This window comes from Pseudarthrobacter sp. CCNWLW217 (genome assembly GCF_037203985.1).
Lineage (GTDB): Bacteria > Actinomycetota > Actinomycetes > Actinomycetales > Micrococcaceae > Arthrobacter.
Map to the genome: position 1 here is coordinate 179,560 of NZ_JBBCBT010000007.1, position 24,931 is coordinate 204,490.

Sequence of the window (24,931 nt, forward strand, 5' to 3'; positions counted from 1 at the left end):
AAGGCTCAGGGCTTCCCCCAAGACGCTCCAGGTCTTCCGTCACTGCCGCCGGCGGCTGCTCAGTCATGCCTCCACACAAGCATGAGACCACGGGCTTGTAAGGGAAGCTGAGCAGCTACCGGCCCTTTTCAATCTTGAGCGAAACCTGTGGCCAATGTGGGCTGCCGTTCCGGATGGGGGCCCTACCTTGGGGACAGGGCCGGCGGCGGCAAAGTCCGTCTGAGACCCCGGACTAAACCATCCTGCGCCAGCCAACTCCTTTGATCCAAGGTTATTCGTCCAGGTGGAATTCGACCCGGTACTTCATGAACCTAATGTTCCTCGTCATGGACAGAGCCCGGCGGATCCTCAGGTCGTCCTCCTGGGCGATGATCACCCCTTCGACCCTCTGGGCGGGTTCGAGCAGCTCGTCCTGTACGTAACCCATGTACCGCTGGATCTGGCCAACGACGGCGTCACTGGCCCTGCCCCGTTTGAGCTCAACGACAAGGAGCCGGGACCGGTCCCTGCTGATGGCCAGGATGTCCATAGGGCCGGTGTCGGTCAGGTACTGCTGACCGGTCTGCTCACCGTCGGAGTAGATGTCGTACTCCCGCCCGAGGGATGTGTTGGCCCAGTTGTGCACCAGAAAATCCTCGAGCTGCTTCTCCAGCTGGAACGCCAGCTGCTCCTGGACCTCGGCGGTGATGGCCTCAGCAATCGGCTGCACCAGCTGCTCCCCGACCTGGGTCAGGGCGGCCAGCTCGGCCGCATGCGGAGTCAGCTGGGATACCGTTCCGACCGCTTTCGTGGAAGACGCCAGGGCAGGACTCATGTCGTCCCGGCTGAAGGATCCATTCCACTCGACACGGCGCCGGTGCGGCAACCCTGTACCCGGGTGGTACTCATAGCCACCAGTGACGATGCCGTACTGGTAGGTCCGGTCAGGCTTGGGGGCCAGGATGAGGTTGCCTTCCGAGATGCCCTCGGCAGCAAGCCACAAGCTGTTGACGGCGAGTCCGGTGGCGATCTTTCCCGCCCCGGGGTTGGTTTCCTGGAAGATGCTGGACACTCCTGGCCGGAAGGCCTCGAACCCGTCAACCAGGTGCGGCGCGAGGTCACGGTCGCCGATGAAGTCCACCCCCATGTAGCCGGCGTCGATCATCTCTTCGGCGTACGAGCCGCCGGTACCTTGGCGCACCATCCATGCTGCTGTCATTGCTCTCCCAATTTCCGTGCCCGTCCGTGGGCTGCAGTGTGACCGTATCAATCGGCATCCGGCGGCGCCGTGCTGCTGGCCGGCTGCGTAACAGTCCGACAATGGCGCCGGCCTAGACCGGTACAGCGCCTCCTTCGTCGGTATGGCACCCATAGATGACCCGAAGTAGGTTACGGGATCTCCACAGCGCCAGTGTTCAACACCATCATGAGCACGGCCCTGACCACGCTCAAAGTCCGCCCATCGCAGACGCCGCCGGTCACCCTGTCGCAGGAGTACTGACGCTCAAGTAGGCTACGGCGTAGACAACTCTTGGGGGAACAAGTGAACTACGCTCCGCAATTCGGCATCCTGGCCGTGCTGTACGTCATCGTCATGGCCCAACCGCTCACTTACTGATGCAGCGACCGGGAGGGGCACTGGGGACTGGCTCCTGTCGCCAACTTCAGTAAGTATCCAACGCGTTCGAAGAGCGCTTCGGCCTGACGTAATTATCTGACGGTCAACTCGGTCTGGGAGTTGTTCCAAGGTTGCCCGCACCTCCGGCCGGTCGAGCAGCTGATCGAGCCACGGTTGGCGAACCCAAGGAAAGGACTCCTGCGGGGTTGGCTCATCTTCGAGGAGGGTGACGAGCGCCAACGATATGTCTATCGTCATAGTGCCGTCCTCCCGTCTCTTGGCCCGAGTTCACGTCAGCGGCCACAGAGCAATAGTTCTTATAAGTCATCAGGCCCCAGCACGGCGGGCTGCGGTCGGCACCACATTTCTTGCGGGGGCTAGGACCGGCCTCTTTGCAAGAGACCGGCGGCTACCAAGGGAATACCAGAGGAGAGCGTCAGAACTAACATGATTTCTCATGATCCGCGCTGAATACCGGGCATCGTGAAAAAACGAAAAAACCCCGCAGTTCCCGTGTAAACACTGGGGACTGCGGGGTTCTAGCTGGTGGCTCCGACCGGCGTCGATCCGGTGACCTTTCGATTTTCAGTCGAACGCTCTACCAACTGAGCTACAGAGCCTAGGTGACATGTCACCATGACCGCCGGAATTTCTTCTGGCAATCAGAGCGACCCTGACGGGACTTGAACCCGCGACCTCCGCCGTGACAGGGCGGCGCGCTAACCAACTGCGCTACAGGGCCTTGCATTTCTTGCTTCCGCAGTATCGCTACCGCGTTTTTTCAAGGCTTCCAGCCTACCAGACTTTTTATGCCTGCTTGACCAGTTCCTTGCGTACCCCCAACGGGATTCGAACCCGTGCCGCCGCCGTGAAAGGGCGGTGTCCTAGGCCGCTAGACGATGGGGGCCAGAACCCGTTCGGAGCAAAAAGAAAAGGCTTCGAGCCGAGGCTGTCAGTCTTTGTCCTTCGCAGTTCCTCCGAACTGGACTCTAAAACTATAGGGCCTCAGCCGGGATAATCCAAAATCGGCCCCCGCACACCTGACCAAAGCACCCGGAAGCGGCGAAGATGTACAGATGGATGCCGTCGCCGCGCTCAACGAAATTGCTTTCTGGCTGGAGCGCGAACGCGCCGCCACGTTCAAGGTCCAAGCTTTCCGGAAGGCAGCGGGCATCATCGCTGACCTGGAGCCCGCCGAACTGGAAGCGCGGGCGCACGATGGCAGGCTCAAGCGCATGAAGGGAATCGGCGACCGGACGTACGAAGTGATCCGCCAGGCCGTGAATGGCGAAGTGCCGGACTACCTGGAGGACCTGCGCCAGCGCAACACAGGAACGCTGGCGGAGGGCGGCAACGAACTTCTCTCATCCCTCCGCGGTGATCTCCACAGCCACAGCGACTGGTCCGACGGCGGATCCCCCATCTCGCTGATGGCGGAGGCCGCGCAGGTGCTGGGTCGCGAGTACCTGGCGCTCACTGACCACTCCCCCAACCTCAAGGTTGCCAACGGGCTCAGTGCTGAACGCCTCACTGAGCAACTCGACGTGGTGGCCGCGATCAACGCCGGCATGGGCAAAAACGGCTTCACCCTCCTCGCCGGAATCGAGGTGGACATCCTGGAGAATGGTGAGCTGGACCAGGCTCCCGAAATGCTGGACCGGCTGGACATTGTAGTGGCCAGTGTCCATTCAAAACTGCGGTCGGACCGGAGCACCATGACCCGGCGCATGCTGGCGGGCATCCGCGATCCACACACGAACGTGTTGGGCCACTGCACCGGCCGCCTGGTGGAAGGATCGCGCGGGACACGTCCGCAGTCAGAGTTCGACGCCAAGAAGGTGTTCGCCGCCTGCGCGGAAAACAACGTGGCCGTGGAGATCAACTCGCGGCCGGAGCGGCAGGATCCGCCGGACGACCTGATCCAACTCGCCCTCGACGCCGGTTGCCTGTTCTCCATTGACAGCGACGCGCACGCCCCCGGGCAGCTGGACTTCCTGCAGTACGGCGCGGCTCGGGCGGCCAGCAACGGCGTTCCAGCCGAGCGCATCATCACCACCTGGCCGCTGGACCGGGTTCTGGAGTGGGCCCGGACGGCCTGAAAAGGCAACCACTCCGCTACTTCACGGCATCGGCAAGTTTCTGCCGGAACTCCTGCTTGGTGCTAAGCCAAGGCACGCAAGGCTGCGACGTCAACATCTTCCCCGCCAGAGGGAAGTGGGACGCTCCCGCTAATTCTTTGCTAAGCAGTTAGGGCCCCCACCGTGTTCCGGTGGGGCCCTAACTGTGCGCCTTCAGATAGAAAGGTTGGCGCGGCCGGGCATTCTTAATCGCTTTTGTCTTCGCTATCCGATGCCTCCGTGATGCGAACAGGCACCCTGCCTGCCGCCGCTCTGGGACACCTTGTGCCCGTCATCGTGTCAGCCGCTAGTATCCGGGTATGACGAAGAACTCCGGGGACAAGGACATCAAGCGGTTGCTGACTAAGTCCAAGATCATCAAAGGTCTTGACCTCGAGCTACTCGGGGCTGTGCCAGACCCTGCCCTCATCGCCGAGGATAAAAGGGCCGAGTACGACGACGAGTATCTGGAAGAGCTCGCCGGGCTTAGTGATGACGAGCGTGCCCAGCGCCTGCATCGGGCGAAACTCATTGCCGGTGCAATCGCCTATGCATCGGTCACAATGATCGATCACCTTTTCGACGATCTGGAGACCGTCTCGGAGCTGGACGAAATCACCGCTGCGGACATCGAAGACTTGGGTGCTGTGCAGGCTGCCTCCACGGTTCGCCCACAGATACGACCAAGGGTTCGTCCGGAGGTTCATCGTCGTGACCGCAGACCTCACCGGTACGCTGGCCCGTTCCTGGCGCGAGCCGGACTGCGTCGCCGCGGAGCTGGCCTTGAAGTGCCTCCTGGACGAGGCCGAAACGGTTGAAGAGCTTTACGAGCTGGATGTTCCTGCCGCTTGGAGGAACGATTTGGAGGATCAACTGGTTCAGGACTTCGACTACGACTTCCTATACGACATGAGGCTGGACGGATTCGAGGATGACGCGCAGTTCATGAAGAAGCAGCGTATTGCTCCAATGCGCTTCGAGAACTGGTTCGAACCCTTCACAGAGGCCTACAGTGTCCCGCCGTTCGCTCAGGACTGAGCTGGAATGCGAATGGAATGATCGGTCGGCTCTTCTCGTTCCACGCCGATCCATTCTGTCGTTCAGTTCGCCGGCTTTTGTCTCCATTCACGGCGCCAGCTGCGGAGGCAGTTTGCGGTGATCCGTGTCGCTCTTCCCTGTGGTCAAGCCGACGTAAGGGAGAATCAAGGGTAAGGGGACAGACAGGAGTGTTGAGGTGTTGAACGGTGGGCTTCATCAGGGACGGATCGACTGGAAGCACATTTCCGAGGAGGACTTCAACAGGGTTGTTGAAGTCCTCGTTACCCGCATGTACCACCATCCACCGGCATCGGAAGTTGTCGTCCTGGACGGGCGAGGCGGAGATGGCGGCATCGACATTGGCGTCTATGTCAACGACAAGATTGACCAAATCTTCCAACTGAAGTTTTTCCCAGAGGGATTTTCCGGTGGATGGGGAAAGGCGCGCCGACCTCAGATCAAGAAATCCTTCCTCCGTGCAATGGATCATGGGCCACGGGAATGGACATTGGTCATGCCCAGGAATCCCACGGATGGGGAACGCAAACACATTTCCACCTTGGCGTCGGGTCTTTCCGTTCGCGTGGATGTTTGGGGCCAGCACCGACTTGACGATGAACTCGCCAAGTTTCCGGATATCGAGGGCTCTGTAGTGCATGAACCGTTGGTTGAGGTGCTGAAGCAGTTCAACATGGAGCAAGCAGCCCTTGCCGGGCCCCATGACCTCGCCCGGCGTGCTTTGGCTTTGAACAAGCTGGCCGACAACAGGAGTCCAAACTGGGCTATTGACCACCAGGTGATTGCTGGTCAAGTGACGCAAATCCTGAGGGCCAAACATGCTCGTGCGGCAGAGTTGGAGCCCATTGTGCTTAACGCGGCTTTCAACTTTGCCAAAGAGGACGCAGAGCTAGGGAAAAAGTTTCAACGCGTACTTGGATATGGCGCCAGGAGGACCCTGTCCTTACCCAGCAAAGTCGTGGAGTCGTTCAGCATCGACGGCCCGGACTGGATCAAAGACGACGGATCTGCCGGGGTCGCCCGACTGGAACTCAGGGTGGAACCACTGGCTGCCAAAGACAGGATCCCGATCACTCTGGTGTTTCTCGATGACCAAGGGTTCACGACTGCCAGGCATGAGGGACTGGTGCACCAGGCCGCGCAGGGTAACGTCGGCATCTCGTTCACCGCCGACTTCTACGGTGTTGTTGAGCTTGACGCCGAACTTCCCAGGGATCCGGCGGGAACGGGTCGTTTGGATCTGTCCTTCGAGTTCGCCGGCCATTCTGTAGCCAACGCCCTTCGCGGGATGGAGTTGGCGCAGCGCCTCTACACGGGTGACCCGATGCAGATTCTGCTTGGAGGGTTGAAGTTTGCAAAAGGTCGTAGCCAGGGCGACTCCCCCATTGAATTCGATGCCGGGCTCCTTGGCTTGTTGGATGATCTCCACGTCCTTGAGTCGAAGTTGAATGCCACGTTCATGGTTCCTGCAACGTTGGCTGACAGGGATCGACTTCAGATCCGCATTGGCCGTCTTCTTCTGGAGCAGAAGGCCACATGGTTGCCGCGTGGCTCGTCACTGACTGGGACTCTTTCCGGAGATTCGCTTCCGGAACTGGAGGAGTTGCTTTCTGTGGGCGGGGCAGTTGTGTCAGAAGTGCCCTCATTTGCATTGGAGGTTGACGGAAGCCGGTTCGATCTTGGGCGGACAAGGTTTTTCCACCCTCACGTCGTGGTCAGAGAGGGAAAAAAAGCGCTCAAGGCAGTCAAGGCAGGGACCGCCGCGGGGATGGAGATCATCATGGATCCTTCCGGTAGCCAGGGCATCTCGGTGGTGCGTTTGGAGGACCGAGCGGAGGGTGAAGAAACGCCAGAGCCTGTCGGGTGGGATATCCCCAACTTCCCTGAGTATTCAGAGTAATTGGGCTCTCCATGACTGAGCTGACTACCTCGCAGCCCAATCTGCGGCAGGATACTGTCCCCAAAGCCGCAGCTACTACCGACACTGTGCGGAGAGGCGTCTTTAGGGCGGGCTGAAGGGCGAGTTTTTCGCCGTCGAGGAAAAACGTGGGCGTACCGGTCACGCCCAAGGCAATTCCGTCCGTGATGTCAGCCCGGATGCGTTGCTTGGTTTTGTCGTCCGCGACGGCGGCATCGAATGCGGCCAGGTCCAGTCCCAGTTCCGCGGCGAACGTCCTGAAAAGGGGCGCCTGGGATTCGGGTTTTCCATGCCACTGGTCCTGGGTTTCGAACAACTTGGCCTGCATCGCTGCGAACTTGCCCTGCTGCGCCGCGGCTTCAACTGCGAGGGCAGCTTGTCCTGAGTTCGGGTGCGATGACAAGGGAAAGTACCGGTTGACGAAGGTGATCCTGTCGCCGAATTCCTCTTTAAGTTCTTCCACAAAGGGATGGATGGAGCGGCAGGCCTCGCACTCGAAGTCCAGGAACTCCACGAGCTGCGCCTTTTCCGCCGCTGGAGTGGTGAGCCGGTGGCTGTCAGTCCGGACAAGCTGTTCGCTGCCGGCCTCCCCGTTGCCGGCCACCGGCGGATCCTGCGACGGCTTGTTCGTTGTCAGCACCGCGTACCAGGCCGCGCCTCCAACCACGATGACGGCCAGCAGGATCCAGATGACAAGGCGTATTCGCTTAGCGGTGTCCGGCGACGATGTTGCAGCTGAGACCATGAAACGCACCTAATCGAGGCCCCAGCCATCCCCGCGCGCGCCTTTGGCAGGAACTCGACTAGACGTGGCCGATTTCCGCCAGCCGCAGTTATCGTGACGCGGCTAGATTGGGCAGCATGGCAACCACCTCCCGCACCAACTCTGCGACCTCAGCGACGCCTTCTGCCTCCCCCAGCCGCATCAACGCCCTCGGCATCGCGGCCGTGGCCGTCACCGTGGTGCTTTGGGCGTCGGCGTTCGTGGGCATCCGCGCGATCGGCCCCACATTCTCCCCCGGCTCCCTGACGCTGGGCAGGCTGGCGGTTGCCGCCGTCGTGCTTGGCGCCGTGGTGCTGCCGCAGCTGCTGAAGTCCAGGAAGCTGCCGCAAGGGCGGGAGTGGTGGCCGATCCTGGCCTACGGCGTGATGTGGTTCGGCGGCTACAACGTTGCCCTGAACGCCGCCGAGCACCTGCTGGACGCCGGCACCAGCGCCATGCTGATCAACGTCTCTCCCATTCTCATTGCCGTTCTAGCCGGCGTCTTCCTCAAGGAAGGCTTCCCGCGGTGGCTGATTATCGGCAGTCTCGTGGCGTTCTGCGGCGTGGCGCTGATCGCGTTTGGCTCGGGTTCAGGTTCGGGTTCCGGTTCGGGTTCAGGGGACGGTTCGACGGCGGACGTTGCCGGAGTGCTGCTCTGCCTCCTGGCCGCCGTGCTCGCCGCCGTCAGCGTCATCATCCAGAAGCCGGTGCTCCGGAAATTCCCGGCCGGCCAGGCCACGTTGTTCGGAATCCTGGTGGGAGCCGTTTGCTGCCTGCCGTTCACCGGGCAGCTCGTCTCAGAGCTGCAGTCAGCCCCGCTGCCGGCAACCCTGGGGCTGCTCTACCTGGGCGTTTTCCCCACAGCCATCGCCTTCACCACCTGGGCGTATGCGCTGTCGCTGATCGACGCCGGCAAACTCGCCGCCACTACCTACCTGGTGCCGGGGGCCACGATCCTAATCTCGTGGCTGGTGCTCAGCGAAATCCCCACGATCTGGGGGCTCGTGGGAGGCGTGGTCTGCCTGGTGGGCGTGGGCCTCACGAGGCGTCGGTCCCGCGGACCCCGCAACGATGCCTAGGGGTTTCCCGCTAGAGTCGGAGTATGCCCGCACACCTCCCGCCCGGACTTCCCATCATCCCGGACGGCCCGCAGGAGACCCCTCCGTTCTCAATGTCCGACGACGAATTTGAGTCAGCGGTCAGCGACGCCCTGAACCGGATCCCGCCCAAAATCGCCCAGGCCATGGACAACGTGGCGGTCTTCATCGACGACGACTACGTTCCCGGGCCCGATGAGGATCCGGACACCGTCCTGCTGGGACTCTACGAGGGAGTCCCCCTGACGGAGCGTGACTCCTGGTGGGACGCCGGTTCCCTGCCGGACCGGATCACGATCTTCCGCCAGCCCATCCTGGACATCTGTGAGTCGCGAGACGAGGTGGTCGAAGAGGTGGCTGTGACCGTCATCCACGAAATTGCCCACCACTTCGGCATCGACGACGAGCGGCTGCATGAACTCGGGTGGGATTAGCGGTCCCATGTTTGAGTAGCCCACGGACTAGCCTTGTAGGCATGGGACACGACCACCACCATTCGCACGGGATGACCGCAACAGGCCGGCACCGCAAACGGCTGATTGCTGTCTTGGCCATAACGTTGGCTGTGGTGATGGTCCAGGTGGTGGGTGCGGCCCTGTCCGGATCGCTGGCGCTGCTGGCAGATGCCGGCCACATGCTCTCTGACGCGGCAGGGGTGACTATCGCGCTGCTGGCCGCCTGGATTGCGGGCCGCCCCGCGAGCGACCAGCGGACCTATGGCTACCAGCGCGCCGAAGTCCTGGCAGCGCTGGCAAATGCCCTGATCCTGATTGTGATTTCCGTCGTCATCTTCTCCGAAGCCATCAGGCGTATTGGATCGACGCCCGAGGTCCAAACCGGCATCATGCTCTTCGCTGCAATCCTGGGCATGGTGGCCAACGTGGTGTCCCTTGCGATCCTGCAAGGTGGGCACAAGGAAAGCCTGAACGTCCGGGGCGCCTACCTGGAGGTGCTCGGGGACCTGCTCGGGTCCATCGCCGTCATCGTCGCGGCAGTGGTCATTCTGCTCACCGGCTATCAAGCCGCCGACACCATAGCCTCAGTGGTGATCGCCCTGATGATCCTGCCCCGAGCATGGACCCTGCTGCGTGACGTGGTGGATGTCCTCCTTGAAGCAACCCCGAAAGGGGTTGAGGTGAAAATGATCCGCGAGCACATTCTTTCGGTTGACGGCGTGTCCGACGTCCACGACATCCACATCTGGACCATCACCTCGGGGGTGCCGGTATTTTCGGCGCACGTTGTGGTGGAGGACGGGGTTCTCAACGCCCGCGGCGCGGACCAACTGCTGGACAAGCTGACCACATGCCTTGGTTCCCACTTCGATACCGAGCACTGCACGTTCCAACTTGAACCTGCCAGCCATTCGGAGCACGAGTCGCAGCAGCACGCCTAGCTTCCACGCGGCGGGTGGCCCGGCCCGGTGGCAGACGGCATCGCGATGCAGGAAAACACACGGCTCACGGAGAGACGGGGCCTGTGCAGATGGTCAGCGGGGGCCGCGCACCCAGACCCAGCGACGGTGGCTTCCGGCAGCCCACCAGCGTCCTGCACCCACCCGCACCTGCCTGACACCGAACCAGCGGGCCGGGATCCGGCGGCCGTCCGGCGCAGGCGAGGTGTCCATCCGCAGCATCAATGCTTCACGGGTAGCCGCTTTGGGCAGCCGGCCTTCATGATCCAGGAAATCAACCAGCGCGGCGCCGTCGGCAAAGGAGCCAACCCGCGGCCGGGGCGGGTGCGAAAGATGCCAGTTGAAATACAGCTCCCAAAGCGTGGGGTCTGAGCGGACTTCGGCCGCCAGTGCCGGAAAATGCTGCCCGATGCCGCCGAGCCGTTTCCTGGCCAGGCCCAGCCTGACAGCGGCCAACCGTTGGGGATCAAATCCGTCGGGAACAGGACCGTGGGCCACCAGCGCGGCCACCAGCTCCTGTTGCCGCGCGGCAAGCACGGAACGTGCCACGGACAGCCCGGGTTCGGCGTCGGGAGCGCTGCCTGTCGTGGATTCCGCCGGTCCCATCAGCCGGCGCCCCGTGCTGCAGCCCCAGGCGTGACGCGTGGCATGCCCGCGGCATCCGCGATCGAGTCCAGCTCGGCAAAGAAGGCCGGTTCGGGCGGGAAGTTGCCGTCGCGCTCCAGCATGAGCGGCAGCGGACCTGCCACGCGAACGAGTTCTGCGGCCAGCTCCAGCACTTCCACGGGCACCGGTTCCTGGTGGGTGTCCTGGTAGAGCCCATCCAGCACCTGTCCCCCGGCAATGTGGCAGTAGGCAATCCGCTCGAGCGGAAATTCAAGGAGTGCGGCCAAGGGCTCGCGCCCATTGTTTACAGCGTTGGCGTAGACGTTGGCCACATCGAGCACCAAGAGCGCACTGGTGCGGTCCAGCAACTCTGACAGGAACTGGCCTTCGGTCATGGAGTTATCCGGCCATTCCGCCAGCGCCGCGATGGGCTCGAGGGCCAGCGGAACGCCAAGGCCGGCTTGCGCCTGGCGGACATTCGCGGCCAGCACGAGCAGTGAGTCCTGGTTCCGCGGTACGGGAAGCAGGTGTCCGGCTTCGAGGAGGTCTGCGTGCGGTGCGCCGGCAGGGACCTCGCCGCCGGACCGAACAAAGGCAATGTGTTCACTGACAAGGGGGGCATTGATTGCTTCGCCCGCCGACCTCAGGTGCGCGAGCCGGGTCTGGTCCACCTCGGCGGCTGACCCAAGGGACAGCGAGATTCCGTGTGCGACGGCGGTCAGGCCACCGTCGATCAACTCCTGCAGGGGTGCCGGGACGTCAATGCCGTGGCCATGATCGTGCAGGTTTTCGGCCACTACCTCGGCAAAGGAAAGGCCGGCCAGGCGCGCAATGGGTTCGGCCAGCCCCGGCCGCCAGCCAATGCCCAGGCCAGGCGAAAGCAGGCCACCGCTACCCACCACAACCGCCGCCGCCGCAGCTTCCGCCACCGCTGCAGGAGGAGCTGCCGCCGCTGCCCGACGATGAGGATGAAGACGTAGAGACCGGATCCCCATAGTACGTTCCGCCGCTGGCACCAGCCCCGGCGGCGGGAACGCCCATGGCCGAAGCGTAGGCGGGCGCGGCCGTCCACAGGCCGGCGGCGCCAAAGAGCGCCGCCCCCAGTGCAAGCCGGAAGGGGGCAACACCGGCGTAACCGGCCGTCTTGTCCGGCCGGAGGTCCTGGTTCTCCCGCCGCAGTTCACGGAGAACTTGGATCCCCGGCTGGGTGATGGCGGGGATCTTCGCCGTGAGGACAACAAAGGCGAAAATGCCTGCCATGACTGCGCCCACCAGGTTGACGAAGTCCCGGCCGTTGAGCATGCCGGCGATGATGCGCACCACTCCCAGCGCCAAAAGCAGCATGATGGCCCATTTCAGGGCCTTCAGGACGAGCATCACCCCGCGGCCGCGGACCAGCCCGAGCCGGGCAAGACGCCGGTGGCGGTCGCGAAGCTGGCCCTGGACAGACGCCTCTGCCATGCATGATTTGGGCGTGGACCCGGGGTACCTGGCCGTCCCGGCGACAGCCTGGAGCAGGGGGTCTTGCCAGTTGGCGTCCAGGAAGCGGCGTTCCTCCGTTGAAGGCTGCCCGCTGCTTTGGTGGGTCCAGACCCAATGGCTGACGGAGACAGCATGGAACGGACCGCCGCTAAGGTAGGCCAGGTCCAGCGGCGCGAGGGTATGCGGATCGACCTTCCGGTAGAGGGGAAGAAGCCCGCCGGTGAACAGCCGAAGCAGAAAGACGGACGCTGCCAGCAAACACCCCGCCGTCAGGTACCACCCCAAAAAGTCAGGACCCTCGATTCCCCATGTCGGTTCCATGCCCAGTTCCCCCCGTTACTCGTCCTGCCACCAATGCTACGGTCCCGGTGCCGCGGTAGGACATGGCGTGAACTCCCCATGTGGACAACCGGCATCATCCACGACACGCCGCCACGAAATGCACTCGCAGGCCCCGCTTGTTGTTTATGTTATTGATGTGACCAGTGTTGCCAAAGTGCAATGGCTCACGTAGCCTCTGAATGCTGAGGGATCGGCAGAGGGGCACTGAGTGCCGTCCACCAGGCCTCGCTCCCCAGCCCAACGATGCTGCGAGGTTCTGCGAATGGCTTCACCCGGATCCGGTCCGAAGACCGCCCTGCTTGGCCTCGCCGTCGTACTTCTTGCAGGCATCCCGGCTCCGGCCCATGCTGTCCCTGCACTGCCGGCCCATACGGTTGCGCTGCCCGCAGCCGCGTTGCCGGCTGCCCGGGTGCCGGGAACGCCGGAGGTCCCCTCTCCTGAAGACATCGCTGCGGCAAAAGCCAGTGAAAGCGCGACGGCGGACCAGGTCACCGCCATTGAGCGCCTCCTGGCCGACGCCGCCCGTGCCCAGGCGGTCATCTTCGCGGCGGCGATGCAGGCAAACAACACCTACAGCGACGCGCTCGTGGAACTTCAGTCGCGGCAAGCAACCGCCGAAGCCGCCACCGCCCGGGCGAAGTCCGCAGGGCTGGAGCAAGACAAGACCCGCAAGCAGGTGGGGCAACTGGCCGGGGACCTCTACCGCAACGGCGGCATGAACCCTGCCCTTACCACGTTCGTCACGGGCGGCGGGGACGTCCTGGGGCAGGCTGCGACCCTTGAAGCCATCTCGGCAAGCCGGAGCCGTGCGTTCGAATCCGCGGCGAACGCGGCGTCGGCGGCCACGTCGCTGACGGAAGCGGCCCAGGACGCCAACAGGGCAGCAGACGATGCAGCCCGGAACGCCGAGGCCCGCAAGACCGAGGCCGAGCAGGCCAACGCCGCCCAAGCCAAGACTGTGGCCGATGCAGCCGCACAGCGGACGGTCCTGGTGGACCAGCTTGCCCAGTTGCGAAACACTACGGTGGCCCTCGAATCGGCCCGGGTTGACGCACTGGACCGGCAGCGTGAGGAGGCAAGGCTCGCTGCCCTCAGCGCCGAGGCCGACCGGGCTGCCGCCGAACAGGCTGCGGCTGAGCAGGCTCCTGCCCGACAGGCCTCAGCAGGCAACATACCGGCCGCACCCGCAGCGCCCGCACCTGCTCCAGCGCCCGCAGCGCCGGCGCCCGCTCCAGCTCCAGCGCCGGCACCTGCTCCCGCACCAGCACCAGCGCCCGCTCCAGCGCCGGCACCTGCTCCCGCACCAGCGCCCGCCCCAGCGCCCGCCCCAGCACCAGCGCCCTCACAAGGCGGCTCCAACGAAACCGCCATCTCGGTGGCCATGACCAAGGTTGGTGCACCGTTCTACTACCAGTGGGGCGGCACCGGCCCGTACGGCTTTGACTGCTCAGGCCTGGTCCAGACGTCTTTCGCCGCGGCCGGCAAGTACCTCCCACGCACGGCCGCGCAGCAGTACGCTTCGGCGCCGGTCCATGTCCCGATTTCGCAGGCCCAGCGCGGTGACCTGCTCGTGTGGGGCTCCGCGCCGAACTTCTATCACGTAGCCATCTACCTCGGAAACGGCCAGGTGGTGCAGGCGCTCAACCCGCAGGAAGGGATCGGCGTCACCTCACTGAGCAGTATGGCCGCCATGCAGTTGTACCCGTACGCAGCCCGCTACTGACGCCACGGGTTACCGACGCGATATGTGCTGGCCGCACCGGCCTGGCACACTGGGCAGCGAACCTCAGGACAGGACGTCCTTGGTGACGAACCTGCCGTACGCGAGCGCACCGAACACGGCCACGTAGCCTGCCTGCAGCAGCGCATTGCTGGCAAAGGAATCCCACAGCACCGGCTGCCGCAGCAGGTCCCCAAATCCAAGCCAGTAATGGCTGAACAGCCATGGATGCAGCCATTCCAACTGGGGCAGCTGGTCCAGGACCTGGGACACCACTGACAGGACCACGGTGGCGGCCATCGCCCCCACCGGGACAACCGTCAGCGTGGACAGGAAAAGGCCGATCGCTGACAGCCCTGCCAGCGACGCCGCCAGGTATGCGGCGATCAGTACCAGGCGGAGGGCAGCTTCCGGCGGCTGGACCACATCGCCGGACAGCAGGGTGACCGGCCCTATGGGAAACAGCGACGCGCCGATGGCTGCCCCGGCCAAGGCAACCGTGACAGGCGCCGCCAGGCAAAAAGCCAGCGCGCCGGCATACTTCACCAGCAAAAGCCTCACTCGGCCGGCGGGTGCCACCAGCAGGTACCGGAGCGTGCCCAGGCTCGCCTCGCCGGCGATGGTATCCCCGGCAACCACACCCACGGTGAGGGGAAGGAACAACGGGACGGACACCAGCATCGCGGTGACCGCCACAAAGAGTCCGTTCTGGGCAATCCGGTCCAGGAAGGCGGGCCCCCGGCCCGCCGGGACGCTGGATGAGACCCGGACTGCGACGGCGATCAGCACCGGAATCGCGGCCAGTGCCAGGAGCATGGCCCAGGTTCGGCGGCGCCTGAAGAGGACGCCCAGTTCGGAACCCAGGAGTGGGATGCTGGACGCGGCGCGGTCCGGTGTGGTGAGGCCCTCGGAGACTCCGCGGGCCTGACCGCCCGACTGTCGCCGCGGAAGCCTGTTGGGCAACTCGCCGGGCACGCTACTGGGCAACGTCGAACCCCTCCCCCGTCAGCGCCACGAAACGGTCTTCGAGGCTCTCGCGCTCAACCGAAAATCCGCGCACCCGCACCCCGGCCTCCACCAGCCGGGCAACGATCTCCTCCGGTGCCAGCGCACCGGGCAGCGCACCGGACAGCTCAGTACCGGACAGCTCAGCACCGGGCCCGTCACCACCGGGCCCTGCCGTGAACGTTCGGCCTGCCGTGACCGCCGTCGTTGCGGTGACCACCTCCCCGTCGGCTTCGGGGCTGCCAGCCACGGGAGTCATCCCCAGCCGAGCCAGGACACCAAAGGCGGTCCCGGCGTCGGGTGTTAACAGGCGGATCCTGGCTTCGCCAGCCTGCCGAAGTTCCGAGAGCGGGCCTTGGGCAACGAGGCGGCCGGTACTCATGATGGCGGCGTGCGTACAAATCTGTTCCACCTCGGCCAGGAGGTGGCTGGAAACGAACACAGTGGCGCCGTCGGCGGCCAGCGAGCGGACCAGGTTCCGCACTTCCCGGGTGCCCTGCGGATCCAGCCCGTTGGTGGGCTCGTCCAAAACAAGGAGTTCGCGCGGGGACAGCAACGCGTTTGCTATCCCGAGGCGCTGCTTCATGCCCAGCGAGTAGGCATGGACGCGCTTGCCGGCAGCATGTGACAGGCCAACCCGCTCCAGCGCCTCACCCACCCGGGCCCTGCGCGTGGCAGGGCGCGCGTGGCGGCTCGCGGCGTCCAGCCGGTGCAGGTTCGCGGCCCCGGACAGGAACGGATAAAACGCCGGCCCCTCCACGAGGGCTCCCACGCGCGGCAGGACTTCATGGAGCCGGTTCGGCATGTCGAGCCCCAGGACGCTGACGGTGCCGGCCGACGCCGCCGCGAGGCCGAGCATCATGCGGATGGTGGTGGTTTTTCCGGAACCATTCGGCCCCAGGAAACCAAACACTGAACCTTGGGGCACCGCCAAATTGACGCCGTCGACGGCGACCTGGTGGCCGAACCGCTTGGTCAGGCCCTGCGTTTCGATGGTCAACCCGGCTGTGCCTTTTCCGGCCCCCGCCCCGGTTGTCCCTGCCCCTGTTGCGGTGCCGCCCTCAGCGGCTGTCACTTGGCCACGGCGCCCGCTGCGGCCTGCAGCCGCTCCGGCGGAACCATACCCACGAAGATGCGCCCGTCGTCGGTAATCAGCACGTTGACCAAAGTGGTGGACAGCAGCCGTCCACCGGGAACGACGACGGCGGCCTGGGACAGGAACGGATCCGCCAGCAAGGATTCGGTCAACGCGGATCCTTGCCCGGTTGGTGGCGCCGGGAACCCGATCACGGTCTCCCAGCCGGTGCCGGTCAGGGTGGGCCGGGCCACGTCAGGCATGGCATGGGTGGGCGCGGCCTCCAGAAGCGCATCAGGGGTGATAACCGTGCCAGGTGATCCCGGGAATCCCGAGGTGAACGGCCAGGGCCGGGCGCCGGGAAGCGGCAGCTGAAGTTCCTTGACCGTGGCACCGGGCGGCGGGGCGAAGTTGAAGAGCGAATCCTCTGGTGCGGCCAGGGACAGGCTGGTGAATCCGGCTTGGAAGGCAGGTTCCGCGTGGCCACGTGCCGTCACCGATACCTTCAGCGGCAGTCCCGTTTCACCATCGACGGCGATCGCAACCTGTCCCACGAGGGTCCCCTGCGTCCGGGGCTCGAGCACTAGGTTATAGGCCGCCCGTCCGGCGACTTCGACGTCCGTTCCTACGGTGACCTGGGTAGTGCTGTCCACAGCGGCAAGCAGCCTGGTAGCTATCTCCTCCGGCGTCGGAACGGAGTACTCCGGCATCGGCACAGGCATGTCAGGTGCAGTGCCGCTGTCCGGTGGGCTGGGTGGCTTCGGGGCGGCGGGGTCCTGGGCCGGCGGTGCAGGGTCAACCTGCGGTTCGGGCAACGGCTTCGGTTCAGGCGGCGGTGCCGGCAGGGGCAGGTCCCGGGCGAAGGCCGGAAGCGTCAGGTGCGCGGCCGAGTTGTCCCTTGAGTTGTAGAACCAGACCTCGCTGTCCCTGCGGATGACGTCGCGCTCCGCGAGTCGGTCCACGAGTTGGATCCTGACCTTCGCCGGACCGTCCAGGTATACCCTCGCGGTGTGCTGGCCGGTCAGTAGTTCGGCGATCGAGGCTACTCCCCCGGCCGCCGCCGGTCCGGACGACGGACCGGTCTCCGGCAGTTCCGGCAAGCCGAGCTCGGAGGTTTGCTCTACGGTGCCGGAGAGGGTTTTTGTCTGGTGTTCGCCGAGCAGGGCCAGCACCTGCGCCGCAGTTTTCTCAGGCAGCGGGTCCCCTGCGCGTGCGGGGATAGAACCCGCCAGCACTCCGGCGGCAATGACGGCCGGTACTGCGGCGGCGGGAACCCACCGCAACCATGCGCGGTTCATTCAAACCACACCCCATCCTTGGAGCCCATAGGTTCAGGTTACGCCTGCCAACGGCGCCGTACACTACCCGTCTTTGGCGCAATGGCTACCCGGGGACCACGGTTCCGGCAGCGCCATCAACCGTGATTTTTTGCCCATTGGACAGCAGGATGGTGGCGTCCGGGACACCCACCACGGCCGGGATCCCATACTCCCGCGCCACCACGGCACCGTGCGAATTGGGGCCGCCCATTTCCATCACCAGGCCGCCCGCGGTCAGGAACAAGGGCGTCCAGCCGGGGTCCGTGGACGGCGCCACGAGGATCTCCCCCGGTTCCAGATGGGCGCCCACCGGATCCAGGATGACCCGCGCGGTCGAGCTGACGGTGCCCGCGGACGCCGGGCTGCCGCTGAGCGTCCCGGGCACCGCTGGTGCGGCGCCCTGACCGCCCGACGGCACGGCCTCCGGTTCAGTACCGTCCGAAAGGAGCACCCGGGGCACGTGGCGGCGTTCCAGTTCGAGGGCGTAAGCATCCCTCCGCCGTGTCACGAGGCTGCGCAGGTCCTGCGCGTCGGCAGCGTTGTCACCGCCAGGCGCCCCTGTCTTTCGTCCGTTGAGCCCCTGGCGTGCCTCGCTGAAATCCAGGAAGAAAATGTCGTCCGGATCGGCGATGCTTCCGGCTGCGGCGAGTGCCGCCCCCACCTGCTGAAGCTGGTGGCGCACCTCGGCGAGGCCTACCACGATCTGGTACTTCGGCAGTTCGCGCAGGCCAGCGAAAAGCCTGGCGCGCCGCAGCGCTGCACGCACCACCATGCCGCGGAGCCGGCCGCGGCTCCGGGCTTCTGCCACCAGGCGCTCCACGGTTTCGTTCGCCTGCTCCTCGGCTGTGCTGAACTGCACGTCCGGTGCCAGAGAGGAATCCTCCAGCCGGAGGTAGTTGGCCAGCACCCCAAGGATGTGGGTGGGGTCATCGGACCAACGCGGCATACCGACATCGATCTCCGCCACCGCCCTTTGGCCGTATCTGTCCATAAAACGGGCAAGGCCGGTTTGCAGGACGGCCGGCAGCTGGCCGGCGCTGTATTGTTCTGCCAGCGCCGCAGGCGCCTGGTTCCTGACCACGGCGGAGGATCCGCCGTCGTCCCTGACTACTGTGGCGAGCCGCCATAATTCCAGGTCCATCTCGGTGGTCACGTTGTTGGGCAGCCCCCGCAGCACCTTCTGGAGATCGTCCCACCGGTGGCCGCCCAGCAGCTTTCCGGTCAGCCCCAGCATGGCGAACCCCAGGGCCGGGAGGGGAAGCACTGCCGGCACAATCGGGAAGAGGCGGTTGCCGAGGAGGAATTCGGCGTGTTCGAGTCGCTCCGCAGGCGTGGCCCCGGGCCCGAGCTCCAGGGATTTCCCGAACTCGCGGGAAAAACGGTTCACCCGCCGGAGTGCGGCTTCTGGCCTGAACAGGGCACGGAGGAGCGTCTCAGGTGCCCGGGCGTGCACTGCCGCCGGAACCACGTGCCGGAGCAGGCCGATCGGTGTCCTGTTGGTCACCGAAAACCTAGGGTCCTCGAACACGCGCCGTAGCACCGCGGCTGATCGGGCCTCCATCACGTCAAACACCCGGGGAACGATCCGCCGGCCAGTGGTGCTGCGGGCCACCGTGGTCAGGTCGAAGTAAATGCGTTGCCCGGCTTCCACATACGGTGGCGGACCGTTGCGGGGATCCGGCACGTCAAAGCGGGCGGCCCGCGCCACCGACGAGGCGATCAGCCTGAAAGCGGCCAGCCCCATGGGCGTGATGGGGCGGGTGAGGCCCTGGGCCAGGCTGAAGCACAGGTACACGCGGGTTCCGGCCCGGGCAGCTGCCCTCTCCGGCAGCGGATAAAGGGTGGTGATGGGCCGCGACTGCGTGAGCCACAGCCTGCCATCGTGGTCGATGGCCCACTCCGTGTCCTGCGGGAAGCCGAAATGCTGCTCGACCCGCAGGCCTAGCCGGGCAAGGTCGGCCGCCTGGCTGTCGGTCAGGCAGGCGTCCGTTTCCGCGTTGGGCACGTCCAGGGTTTCAGTTCCGCCGCCGGGCAGCGGGCGCACCACCAGGCGTTTGTCCCCCAGGCGCCGCTCGAGGACCTGCCCCGTGCTGGGGTCCACCACAAAGTGGTCCGGGTTGACCGAGCCGGAGACCACGGCTTCGCCGAGGCCCGGGCTGGCATCGATGACTGCCTGCTGCCGCCGGCCCGTCAGTGGGTTGGCGGTAAACATCACCCCTGCCGTGGTGGCGTCCACCATCCGCTGCACCACCACGGCGAGCGCAACGGTGGAGGCGTCTACGCCCAGTTCGGCGCGGTAGCTGACGGCGCGGTCGGTCCAGAGCGAGGCCCAGCAGTTCCGGACGGCTTCCACGACGGCGGCGGCCCCCACCACGTTGAGGTAGGTGTCCTGCTGGCCGGCAAAGCTGGCGGAAGGAAGGTCCTCGGCTGTGGCCGAGGACCTGACTGCAACAGGCACGTTGTCTCCCAGCGCCGCGTACGCCTCCCCAATGGCGGCGGCTATGTCACGGGGCACCGGGTTTTCGCCGATCAGGTCCCGTGCACGCCCTGCCAGCGCGGCGAGTACCGGCAGGTCGCCATGGGCGGTGCCGTTCCCGGCCTGGCCGTTCCGTGCGCGGCGGTTCCGAGCCTGCTCGTTCAGCGCCTGGTGGACGCTGTCGAGGGACCGCCCGGCGGACTGTTCCTGTTGCCCGTCCCCCTGCAGGCCTTGCCCGCCGCGAGCCGTTGCCAGGCGGTATGCCTCGGTGGTGAGGCAGAAGCCGTCCGGTACGGGCAGCCCGGCGGACATCAGCTCACCAAGGTTTGCGGCCTTTCCACCGACAAGTGCCACCATCGCGGAGCGAACATGCTCCAGTCCCAGGACCGGGCCAAGGGGGTCTGGCATTTCCATGCCTCCTGATCGTGAGGCCTGCACGTGAGTCTGGAGACGGGGCTTTCGAGCGGTGTCTTTGGACTATGGCTTAGCGCGGTGCTTTAGAACGCTGGCTTAGGCCGCTGACCTGGCGGCTGACTTCGGCGGTGGGGCAGGCGTCAGGCTGCGCCGAGGATGGGACCGAAGCTTGCCCTGTCGGCGAGCCGCGGATCCTCCCGGTCCGGGACAACAAGGACGGGCCCCTTCGCGTGGTGCAGTACGCCGTCGGAGGTTGAGCCGAGAAGCATGCCGGCAAAGCCGCCGCGTCCACGGGTTCCCACCACGATAAGTTCCACGTGCCTGCTGGCTTCCACGAGGACATCCACGGGCGAGCCGTCCTTCAGTTCGGATTCCACGGGCAGGTGTGGGTAGTGGCTCTTGAGCCACGCCATCCCGGCATCCAACTGGACCCGGATATCGGCGAAGAGGGCCTTGCGGTCCATCGGTGCCGGGACCCAGGCGAGCGAGCCGCTGTACTGGGGAACCGCGCACACCACACGCAGCGTTGCGCCGAGGCGTTCGGCCTGGGACGCGGCTTCCAAAACGGCGACACGTGCCTGCTCGGACCCGTCAACGCCCACCACCACCACGTTCTCCACGGGCTGGTGGCCGGACTTGGCCTGTTCGGCTTTGATCCTTTTGTCCTCGGTGGTCTCCCCCAGCCGGTCGGAGCAGATCAGCGGAACCGTCACGGTGGGGCACTTGGCGTGCGCCGGAAGCGCGCTGCTCACGGACCCGAGAAGGCGGCCCACAAAGCCGCCCCGGCCGCGGGTCCCGAAAACCAACAGCTCAGCAGACTCGGACATCTCCAGCAGCACGCCGGAAGCGTCGCCGTTTTCAACCGAGGCATCAACATCGATGTTGTAGCCGGACACCTTGTCCAAGGCCTGCTTGACGATCGCTTCAGCCCCTTCACGGATCACCGAATCGTCCACGGTGGCGTAACCGCCGTCCAGTCCGGACGCAGCGAAGATCGGCACGGAGTATGCGGTGACGATATGCAGGGGGCGGCGACGGCGCTCAGCCTCGCGGGCCGCCCAGACAAGGGCACACTGGCCATGATCCGATCCATCAACGCCCACCACGATTCCCAAAGGAGCGGTGGAACTCTCGCCGTTGTCCCGTGCCGGGTCCGGATGCATCTCTTGTGCGCCCATGGGGGCCGCCTCCTCGCGATACTGCCTGATGTTGCGGCTATTCTGCCAGAAGCAGGCCGTTCCGCGTGCACCTGCCGGACAGCGACGCACCCGATCCGGAAAGCCTGCCTCCACTTCTCACTATTCTCGGTCCACAGGCTCTTAGCAAGCATGTGCAGGGCTGCAACGGGAAGTTATCCACACCCGGTTTCGCTGCCGGCGGAAAGCGTATTCAAAACCTGGTTCGACGCGAAAAGAATGTTTGCGGTTGGGCTATCCATGGACCTTTTTGTTCTGTAGTCTTCGAGGCACTGCTGGTCCGGGATGCTCTATGTCAGAACGTCCCGGGCCAGCTATTGCGACCGGACTTTGGGGGTAACGGAGCGAGAGCATGGCGATGATGCCTGCGTTTGCCCACACCTTCGAAGGAGGAAACTGTAGTGTCAAGCATGCCTGTGAATGGCGGGACCGAACAGACCACCACGGTGATTATCGGCACAGGCCTCTCAGGCTTGGCCGTGGCCGCCGAACTGCGCCGCAGGGGTGTGCACTCAATCGTGGTGGACGGGCTCGACATCCTGGGCGCCGGACAACCGGCCAATACCGCTTCGCTGCAACGCTGCGACGCAGCCGACTCCGTTTCCCTTCGGGAGCGGAACGAAATCCTCCGCCATCTGCGCAATTATGCGGCCAGCCACCAGGTGGACGTCCGCAACACCACCCGCGCCGTCCAGCTGAGCATGGTCCGCCCGGCGCCGGTCCAGGGGGCCATGGCCGACGGCGCAATGGCCGAAGGGACGGCATCGCACATGTGGGAGGTGCGCACGCCCACCGGCATCCTGCTTGCCGACCACATCGTCCTCACCCGCTGCGCCCACAGCCAACTGCGCCGCATGCTGAGCGATTTCGGCATTGCCGTGGGACGCAACCTGGTGGCCGCGATGCGGGCTATCGGCATCTACCTGGTGGGGGTGGGCGACCTGATCACGCCGTCGCCCAAGGAAGTCCTGCGCCAGGCCAAGACCGTGGGCCAAGCGATCTCCTCGAAAGTCCATCCGGAGAACGCACCCACCATGCTCACCGGCACTTTGGCCGTCCTCCCCGCGTAGGGCCTGCGCTGACTCACCCGCACGGGGAACCCCGCCTGCCGGGACGGCGGTAATCCGCCCTTGCTATGGGCTGTCTTCTTCGTCGCCGCCCGCGGCCAGGCGCCGTTTGGCGAGGATGCCGATGGCCGCCAGAAGGCCCACGGCCACGGCTGCGAAGATCACCAGGCTCCAGGGGAACGGCTGGGATGCGTCCTGGGCGGGCAACGGGTTCGCGGTAATGCCCGGCTGCGCTGAAGCCATGCCGGGGACGGCAGGGGCCGACGTCGATCCTGCTCCCGGTGCCGCACCGGCGGCAGCCGCCGTGGCGGTGAACCCGAACGTCCCCTCAATGGGGTGGGAATCCGAACTGACCACCCTCCAGCTCACCGTGTAGGCTCCGGCCGGAGCGCCGGCCTTGAGCTTTTGGGAGGCCACGTTGTCGACGATCTCGACGGCGCCGTCCGCCCACTCAGCACCTGCCGCGTCCTTCACGGAGAACTGCGAGCCAATGCCCAGGGGATTGTTGTTGAAGGTGACCGAAACGGTTTCCGGTGGCGTGGCCACGGTAGCGCCTTGGGCGGGGCTGCTGGATTCAGCGGCGTCGTGGGCTGAGGCAGGTCCGGCCAGTCCCAGAATCAGGGCGGCGAGGACGAACGAACCGAGCACGGCGCTCAGAAACTGGCGGCGGATGGAACGCATGCTTGGACTGCTCCCTTGTGTTGGCTTCCTTACAGACTAGGCGAATTTGCCGGCCGGCCGCCCTGACGGCCCATAGGATTCAACTATCCCCACGACTCCCCCGGAGGACTAATGCTTAAGCAAGGCTCTGCACTGGACCGGTACTTCAAGATCACCGAGCGGGGGTCCAACCTCTCCCGCGAGATCCGCGGCGGGTTCGCCACCTTCTTCGCCATGAGCTACATCGTGGTGCTGAACCCGCTGATCCTCTCCGGCGCCGACTCCAGCGGCAACTCCCTCGGCTTCCCTGCCGTGGCTGCCGTGACCGCCTTTGTGGCCGGCATTCTCACCATCCTCATGGGGGCCTGGGCAAAACACCCGTTCGCCTTGGCCACCGGCCTGGGCGTCAACGCCTTCGTGGCCGTCACCGTGGCCACCAACCCGGGCCTGACCTGGCCGGACATGATGGGCCTGGTGGTGCTTTCCGGCGTCACCATGCTGATCCTTGTCCTCACCGGCTTCCGGACCGCTGTGTTCAAGGCCGTTCCGGACGGCATCAAAACCGCCATTGTGGTGGGCATCGGCCTGTTCATTGCCCTGATTGGCCTGGTAAACGCCGGCTTTGTCCGCCGTATCCCGGACGTCGCCGGAACCACGGTTCCCGTGGGCCTGGGCTTCGACGGCAAGCTCCTGGGCTGGCCCACGGCAGTGTTTGTGTTCGGCCTGGTCCTCACCATCGCGCTGGTGGTGCGGAAGGTCAAGGGGGCCATCCTGATCGGCATCATCACCTCCACAGTCATCTCCGTAATCCTGGAACTGACACTGCACATCGGCCCCAGCGTCTCCCCGGACAAGCCGTTCAACCCGCAGGGCTGGTCCCTGGTTGCTCCCGCTTTCTCGGGATGGGCCGCCCCGGACCTCTCGCTGATTGGCAAGGCCAACCCGTTCGGCGCCTTTGAGCACTTGGGCTTCGTGGCCGCCACCCTCCTGGCCTTCGTGATCCTGCTCAGCATCTTCTTCGACGCGATGGGCACCATGGTGGGACTGGCCAACGAGGCCGGCACGGTGGACGAACACGGCAACATCCCCGACGTCGACCGTGTCCTGCAGGTGGACGCCCTCGGCGCCATCGTCGGCGGCGGCGCTTCGGTCTCCTCGAACCAGATCTTCGTGGAGGCCGGCGCCGGCATTGGTGAAGGCGCGCGAACCGGCATTGCTTCCATCGTCACCGGCCTGCTGTTCCTGGTGGCCATGTTCTTCACGCCCTTGATCAACCTGGTGCCTTTCGAAGCCGTGGCTCCGGCCCTGGTGGTTGTTGGCTTCATGATGGTGTCCCAGGTGGGAAAGATCGACTGGCAGGACTGGGGCATTGCCCTCCCGGCCTTCCTGACGATCACCCTGATGCCGTTCACGTACTCGATCGCCAACGGTTTGGGCGCCGGCTTCATTGGTTACGTCCTGATCCGCGTCGTGCAGGGACGGGTCAAGGATGTCCACCCGCTCATGTGGGCGGTGGCCGGTGCCTTCCTGCTGTTCTTCGCGGTAGGACCGATTGAGGCCGCGCTGGGAATGTAGTTCAACGCGGCTTCACGGCGGGCTCATAGGCA

At 65.1% G+C, this 24,931-nt stretch carries 20 protein-coding genes, 3 tRNA genes and 1 pseudogene; 10 read left to right on the top strand and 14 right to left on the bottom strand.

The window, feature by feature from the left end; genetic code table 11:
* Positions 1 to 271: 271 nt before the first annotated feature.
* From V9L18_RS10425 to V9L18_RS10440, 4 genes are all read right to left on the bottom strand, one after another.
* A complete protein-coding gene (locus tag V9L18_RS10425; RefSeq protein ID WP_337347089.1) occupies positions 272 to 1,198 on the bottom strand; it encodes an endonuclease NucS domain-containing protein in 927 nt (308 codons plus the stop codon).
* Positions 1,199 to 2,141: 943 nt separating this feature from the next.
* Positions 2,142 to 2,217: transfer RNA gene (locus V9L18_RS10430), tRNA-Phe, on the bottom strand.
* 48 nt (positions 2,218 to 2,265) lie between these two features.
* Positions 2,266 to 2,339: transfer RNA gene (locus V9L18_RS10435), tRNA-Asp, on the bottom strand.
* A 92-nt stretch (positions 2,340 to 2,431) separates the two neighbouring features.
* A tRNA-Glu gene (locus V9L18_RS10440) sits at positions 2,432 to 2,504 on the bottom strand.
* A gap of 169 nt (positions 2,505 to 2,673) precedes the next feature.
* Between V9L18_RS10440 and V9L18_RS10445 the strand changes: the two genes are divergently transcribed.
* The 4 genes from V9L18_RS10445 to V9L18_RS10460 all read left to right on the top strand — a co-directional run bounded on the left by V9L18_RS10445 (position 2,674) and on the right by V9L18_RS10460 (position 6,670).
* Positions 2,674 to 3,696, top strand: coding sequence for a PHP domain-containing protein (locus V9L18_RS10445; RefSeq protein ID WP_337347090.1), 1,023 nt, complete (start codon positions 2,674 to 2,676; stop codon positions 3,694 to 3,696).
* A 338-nt stretch (positions 3,697 to 4,034) separates the two neighbouring features.
* Positions 4,035 to 4,532, top strand: a complete 498-nt coding sequence (locus V9L18_RS10450) for a hypothetical protein (RefSeq protein WP_337347091.1) — start codon at positions 4,035 to 4,037, stop codon at positions 4,530 to 4,532.
* Entirely contained in the window at positions 4,498 to 4,752 is a 255-nt protein-coding gene (locus tag V9L18_RS10455; RefSeq protein ID WP_337347092.1) for a hypothetical protein, read from the top strand. The genes V9L18_RS10450 and V9L18_RS10455 overlap by 35 nt, the downstream gene beginning before the upstream one ends.
* A gap of 196 nt (positions 4,753 to 4,948) precedes the next feature.
* Entirely contained in the window at positions 4,949 to 6,670 is a 1,722-nt protein-coding gene (locus V9L18_RS10460) for a hypothetical protein (RefSeq protein ID WP_337347093.1), read from the top strand.
* A 115-nt stretch (positions 6,671 to 6,785) separates the two neighbouring features.
* Here the strand turns inward: V9L18_RS10460 and V9L18_RS10465 are convergent.
* A pseudogene (locus tag V9L18_RS10465) lies at positions 6,786 to 7,433 on the bottom strand (DsbA family protein); the annotation flags it as partial.
* A gap of 116 nt (positions 7,434 to 7,549) precedes the next feature.
* On the opposite strand from V9L18_RS10465, the gene V9L18_RS10470 reads away from it, so the two are divergent.
* The 3 genes from V9L18_RS10470 to V9L18_RS10480 are packed head-to-tail and all read left to right on the top strand — an operon-like array spanning position 7,550 to position 9,944.
* A complete protein-coding gene (locus tag V9L18_RS10470; RefSeq protein ID WP_337347094.1) occupies positions 7,550 to 8,530 on the top strand; it encodes a DMT family transporter in 981 nt (326 codons plus the stop codon).
* 23 nt (positions 8,531 to 8,553) lie between these two features.
* A complete protein-coding gene (locus tag V9L18_RS10475) occupies positions 8,554 to 8,982 on the top strand; it encodes a metallopeptidase family protein (RefSeq protein WP_337347095.1) in 429 nt (142 codons plus the stop codon).
* 41 nt (positions 8,983 to 9,023) lie between these two features.
* Complete coding sequence (locus V9L18_RS10480; RefSeq protein WP_337347096.1) at positions 9,024 to 9,944, top strand: cation diffusion facilitator family transporter; 921 nt, start codon at positions 9,024 to 9,026, stop codon at positions 9,942 to 9,944.
* A 93-nt stretch (positions 9,945 to 10,037) separates the two neighbouring features.
* On the opposite strand, the gene V9L18_RS10485 is transcribed toward V9L18_RS10480, so the two are convergent.
* The 3 genes from V9L18_RS10485 to V9L18_RS10495 are packed head-to-tail and all read right to left on the bottom strand — an operon-like array spanning position 10,038 to position 12,371.
* Positions 10,038 to 10,568: a hypothetical protein gene (locus V9L18_RS10485; protein ID WP_337347097.1), complete on the bottom strand. Its 531-nt coding sequence runs from the start codon at positions 10,566 to 10,568 to the stop codon at positions 10,038 to 10,040.
* Positions 10,568 to 11,497, bottom strand: coding sequence for a DUF692 domain-containing protein (locus V9L18_RS10490; RefSeq protein WP_337347098.1), 930 nt, complete (start codon positions 11,495 to 11,497; stop codon positions 10,568 to 10,570). Before V9L18_RS10490 ends, V9L18_RS10485 begins: the two co-directional genes overlap by 1 nt.
* Positions 11,460 to 12,371 (bottom strand): TIGR04222 domain-containing membrane protein, encoded by a 912-nt coding sequence (locus tag V9L18_RS10495; protein ID WP_337347099.1) that lies wholly within the window; start codon positions 12,369 to 12,371, stop codon positions 11,460 to 11,462. Before V9L18_RS10495 ends, V9L18_RS10490 begins: the two co-directional genes overlap by 38 nt.
* Before the next feature lie 283 nt (positions 12,372 to 12,654).
* Here V9L18_RS10495 and V9L18_RS10500 point away from each other — a divergent pair, with 283 nt between their 5' ends.
* On the top strand, positions 12,655 to 14,115 hold the full coding sequence (locus V9L18_RS10500; protein WP_337347100.1) for a C40 family peptidase: 1,461 nt from the start codon (positions 12,655 to 12,657) through the stop codon (positions 14,113 to 14,115).
* Positions 14,116 to 14,178: 63 nt separating this feature from the next.
* Here V9L18_RS10500 and V9L18_RS10505 read toward each other — a convergent pair whose 3' ends face one another.
* From V9L18_RS10505 to V9L18_RS10525, 5 genes are all read right to left on the bottom strand, one after another.
* A complete protein-coding gene (locus V9L18_RS10505) occupies positions 14,179 to 14,928 on the bottom strand; it encodes an ABC transporter permease (protein ID WP_443197943.1) in 750 nt (249 codons plus the stop codon).
* A 160-nt stretch (positions 14,929 to 15,088) separates the two neighbouring features.
* Positions 15,089 to 16,117, bottom strand: a complete 1,029-nt coding sequence (locus V9L18_RS10510) for an ABC transporter ATP-binding protein (RefSeq protein ID WP_337347101.1) — start codon at positions 16,115 to 16,117, stop codon at positions 15,089 to 15,091.
* A 71-nt stretch (positions 16,118 to 16,188) separates the two neighbouring features.
* Positions 16,189 to 17,490 (bottom strand): LolA family protein, encoded by a 1,302-nt coding sequence (locus V9L18_RS10515; RefSeq protein ID WP_337347102.1) that lies wholly within the window; start codon positions 17,488 to 17,490, stop codon positions 16,189 to 16,191.
* 85 nt (positions 17,491 to 17,575) lie between these two features.
* The gene (locus V9L18_RS10520) at positions 17,576 to 20,395 is read right to left on the bottom strand and encodes a PEP/pyruvate-binding domain-containing protein (protein ID WP_443197940.1); all 2,820 of its coding nucleotides are present in this window, start codon (positions 20,393 to 20,395) and stop codon (positions 17,576 to 17,578) included.
* 146 nt (positions 20,396 to 20,541) lie between these two features.
* On the bottom strand, positions 20,542 to 21,579 hold the full coding sequence (locus V9L18_RS10525; RefSeq protein WP_337347104.1) for a universal stress protein: 1,038 nt from the start codon (positions 21,577 to 21,579) through the stop codon (positions 20,542 to 20,544).
* A gap of 428 nt (positions 21,580 to 22,007) precedes the next feature.
* Here V9L18_RS10525 and V9L18_RS10530 point away from each other — a divergent pair, with 428 nt between their 5' ends.
* Positions 22,008 to 22,667 (top strand): NAD(P)-binding protein, encoded by a 660-nt coding sequence (locus V9L18_RS10530; RefSeq protein WP_337347128.1) that lies wholly within the window; start codon positions 22,008 to 22,010, stop codon positions 22,665 to 22,667.
* Between the two features lie 63 nt (positions 22,668 to 22,730).
* Here V9L18_RS10530 and V9L18_RS10535 read toward each other — a convergent pair whose 3' ends face one another.
* A complete protein-coding gene (locus tag V9L18_RS10535; RefSeq protein WP_337347105.1) occupies positions 22,731 to 23,345 on the bottom strand; it encodes a copper resistance CopC family protein in 615 nt (204 codons plus the stop codon).
* A 111-nt stretch (positions 23,346 to 23,456) separates the two neighbouring features.
* On the opposite strand from V9L18_RS10535, the gene V9L18_RS10540 reads away from it, so the two are divergent.
* Entirely contained in the window at positions 23,457 to 24,899 is a 1,443-nt protein-coding gene (locus tag V9L18_RS10540; RefSeq protein ID WP_337347106.1) for an NCS2 family permease, read from the top strand.
* Positions 24,900 to 24,931: the final 32 nt, after the last annotated feature.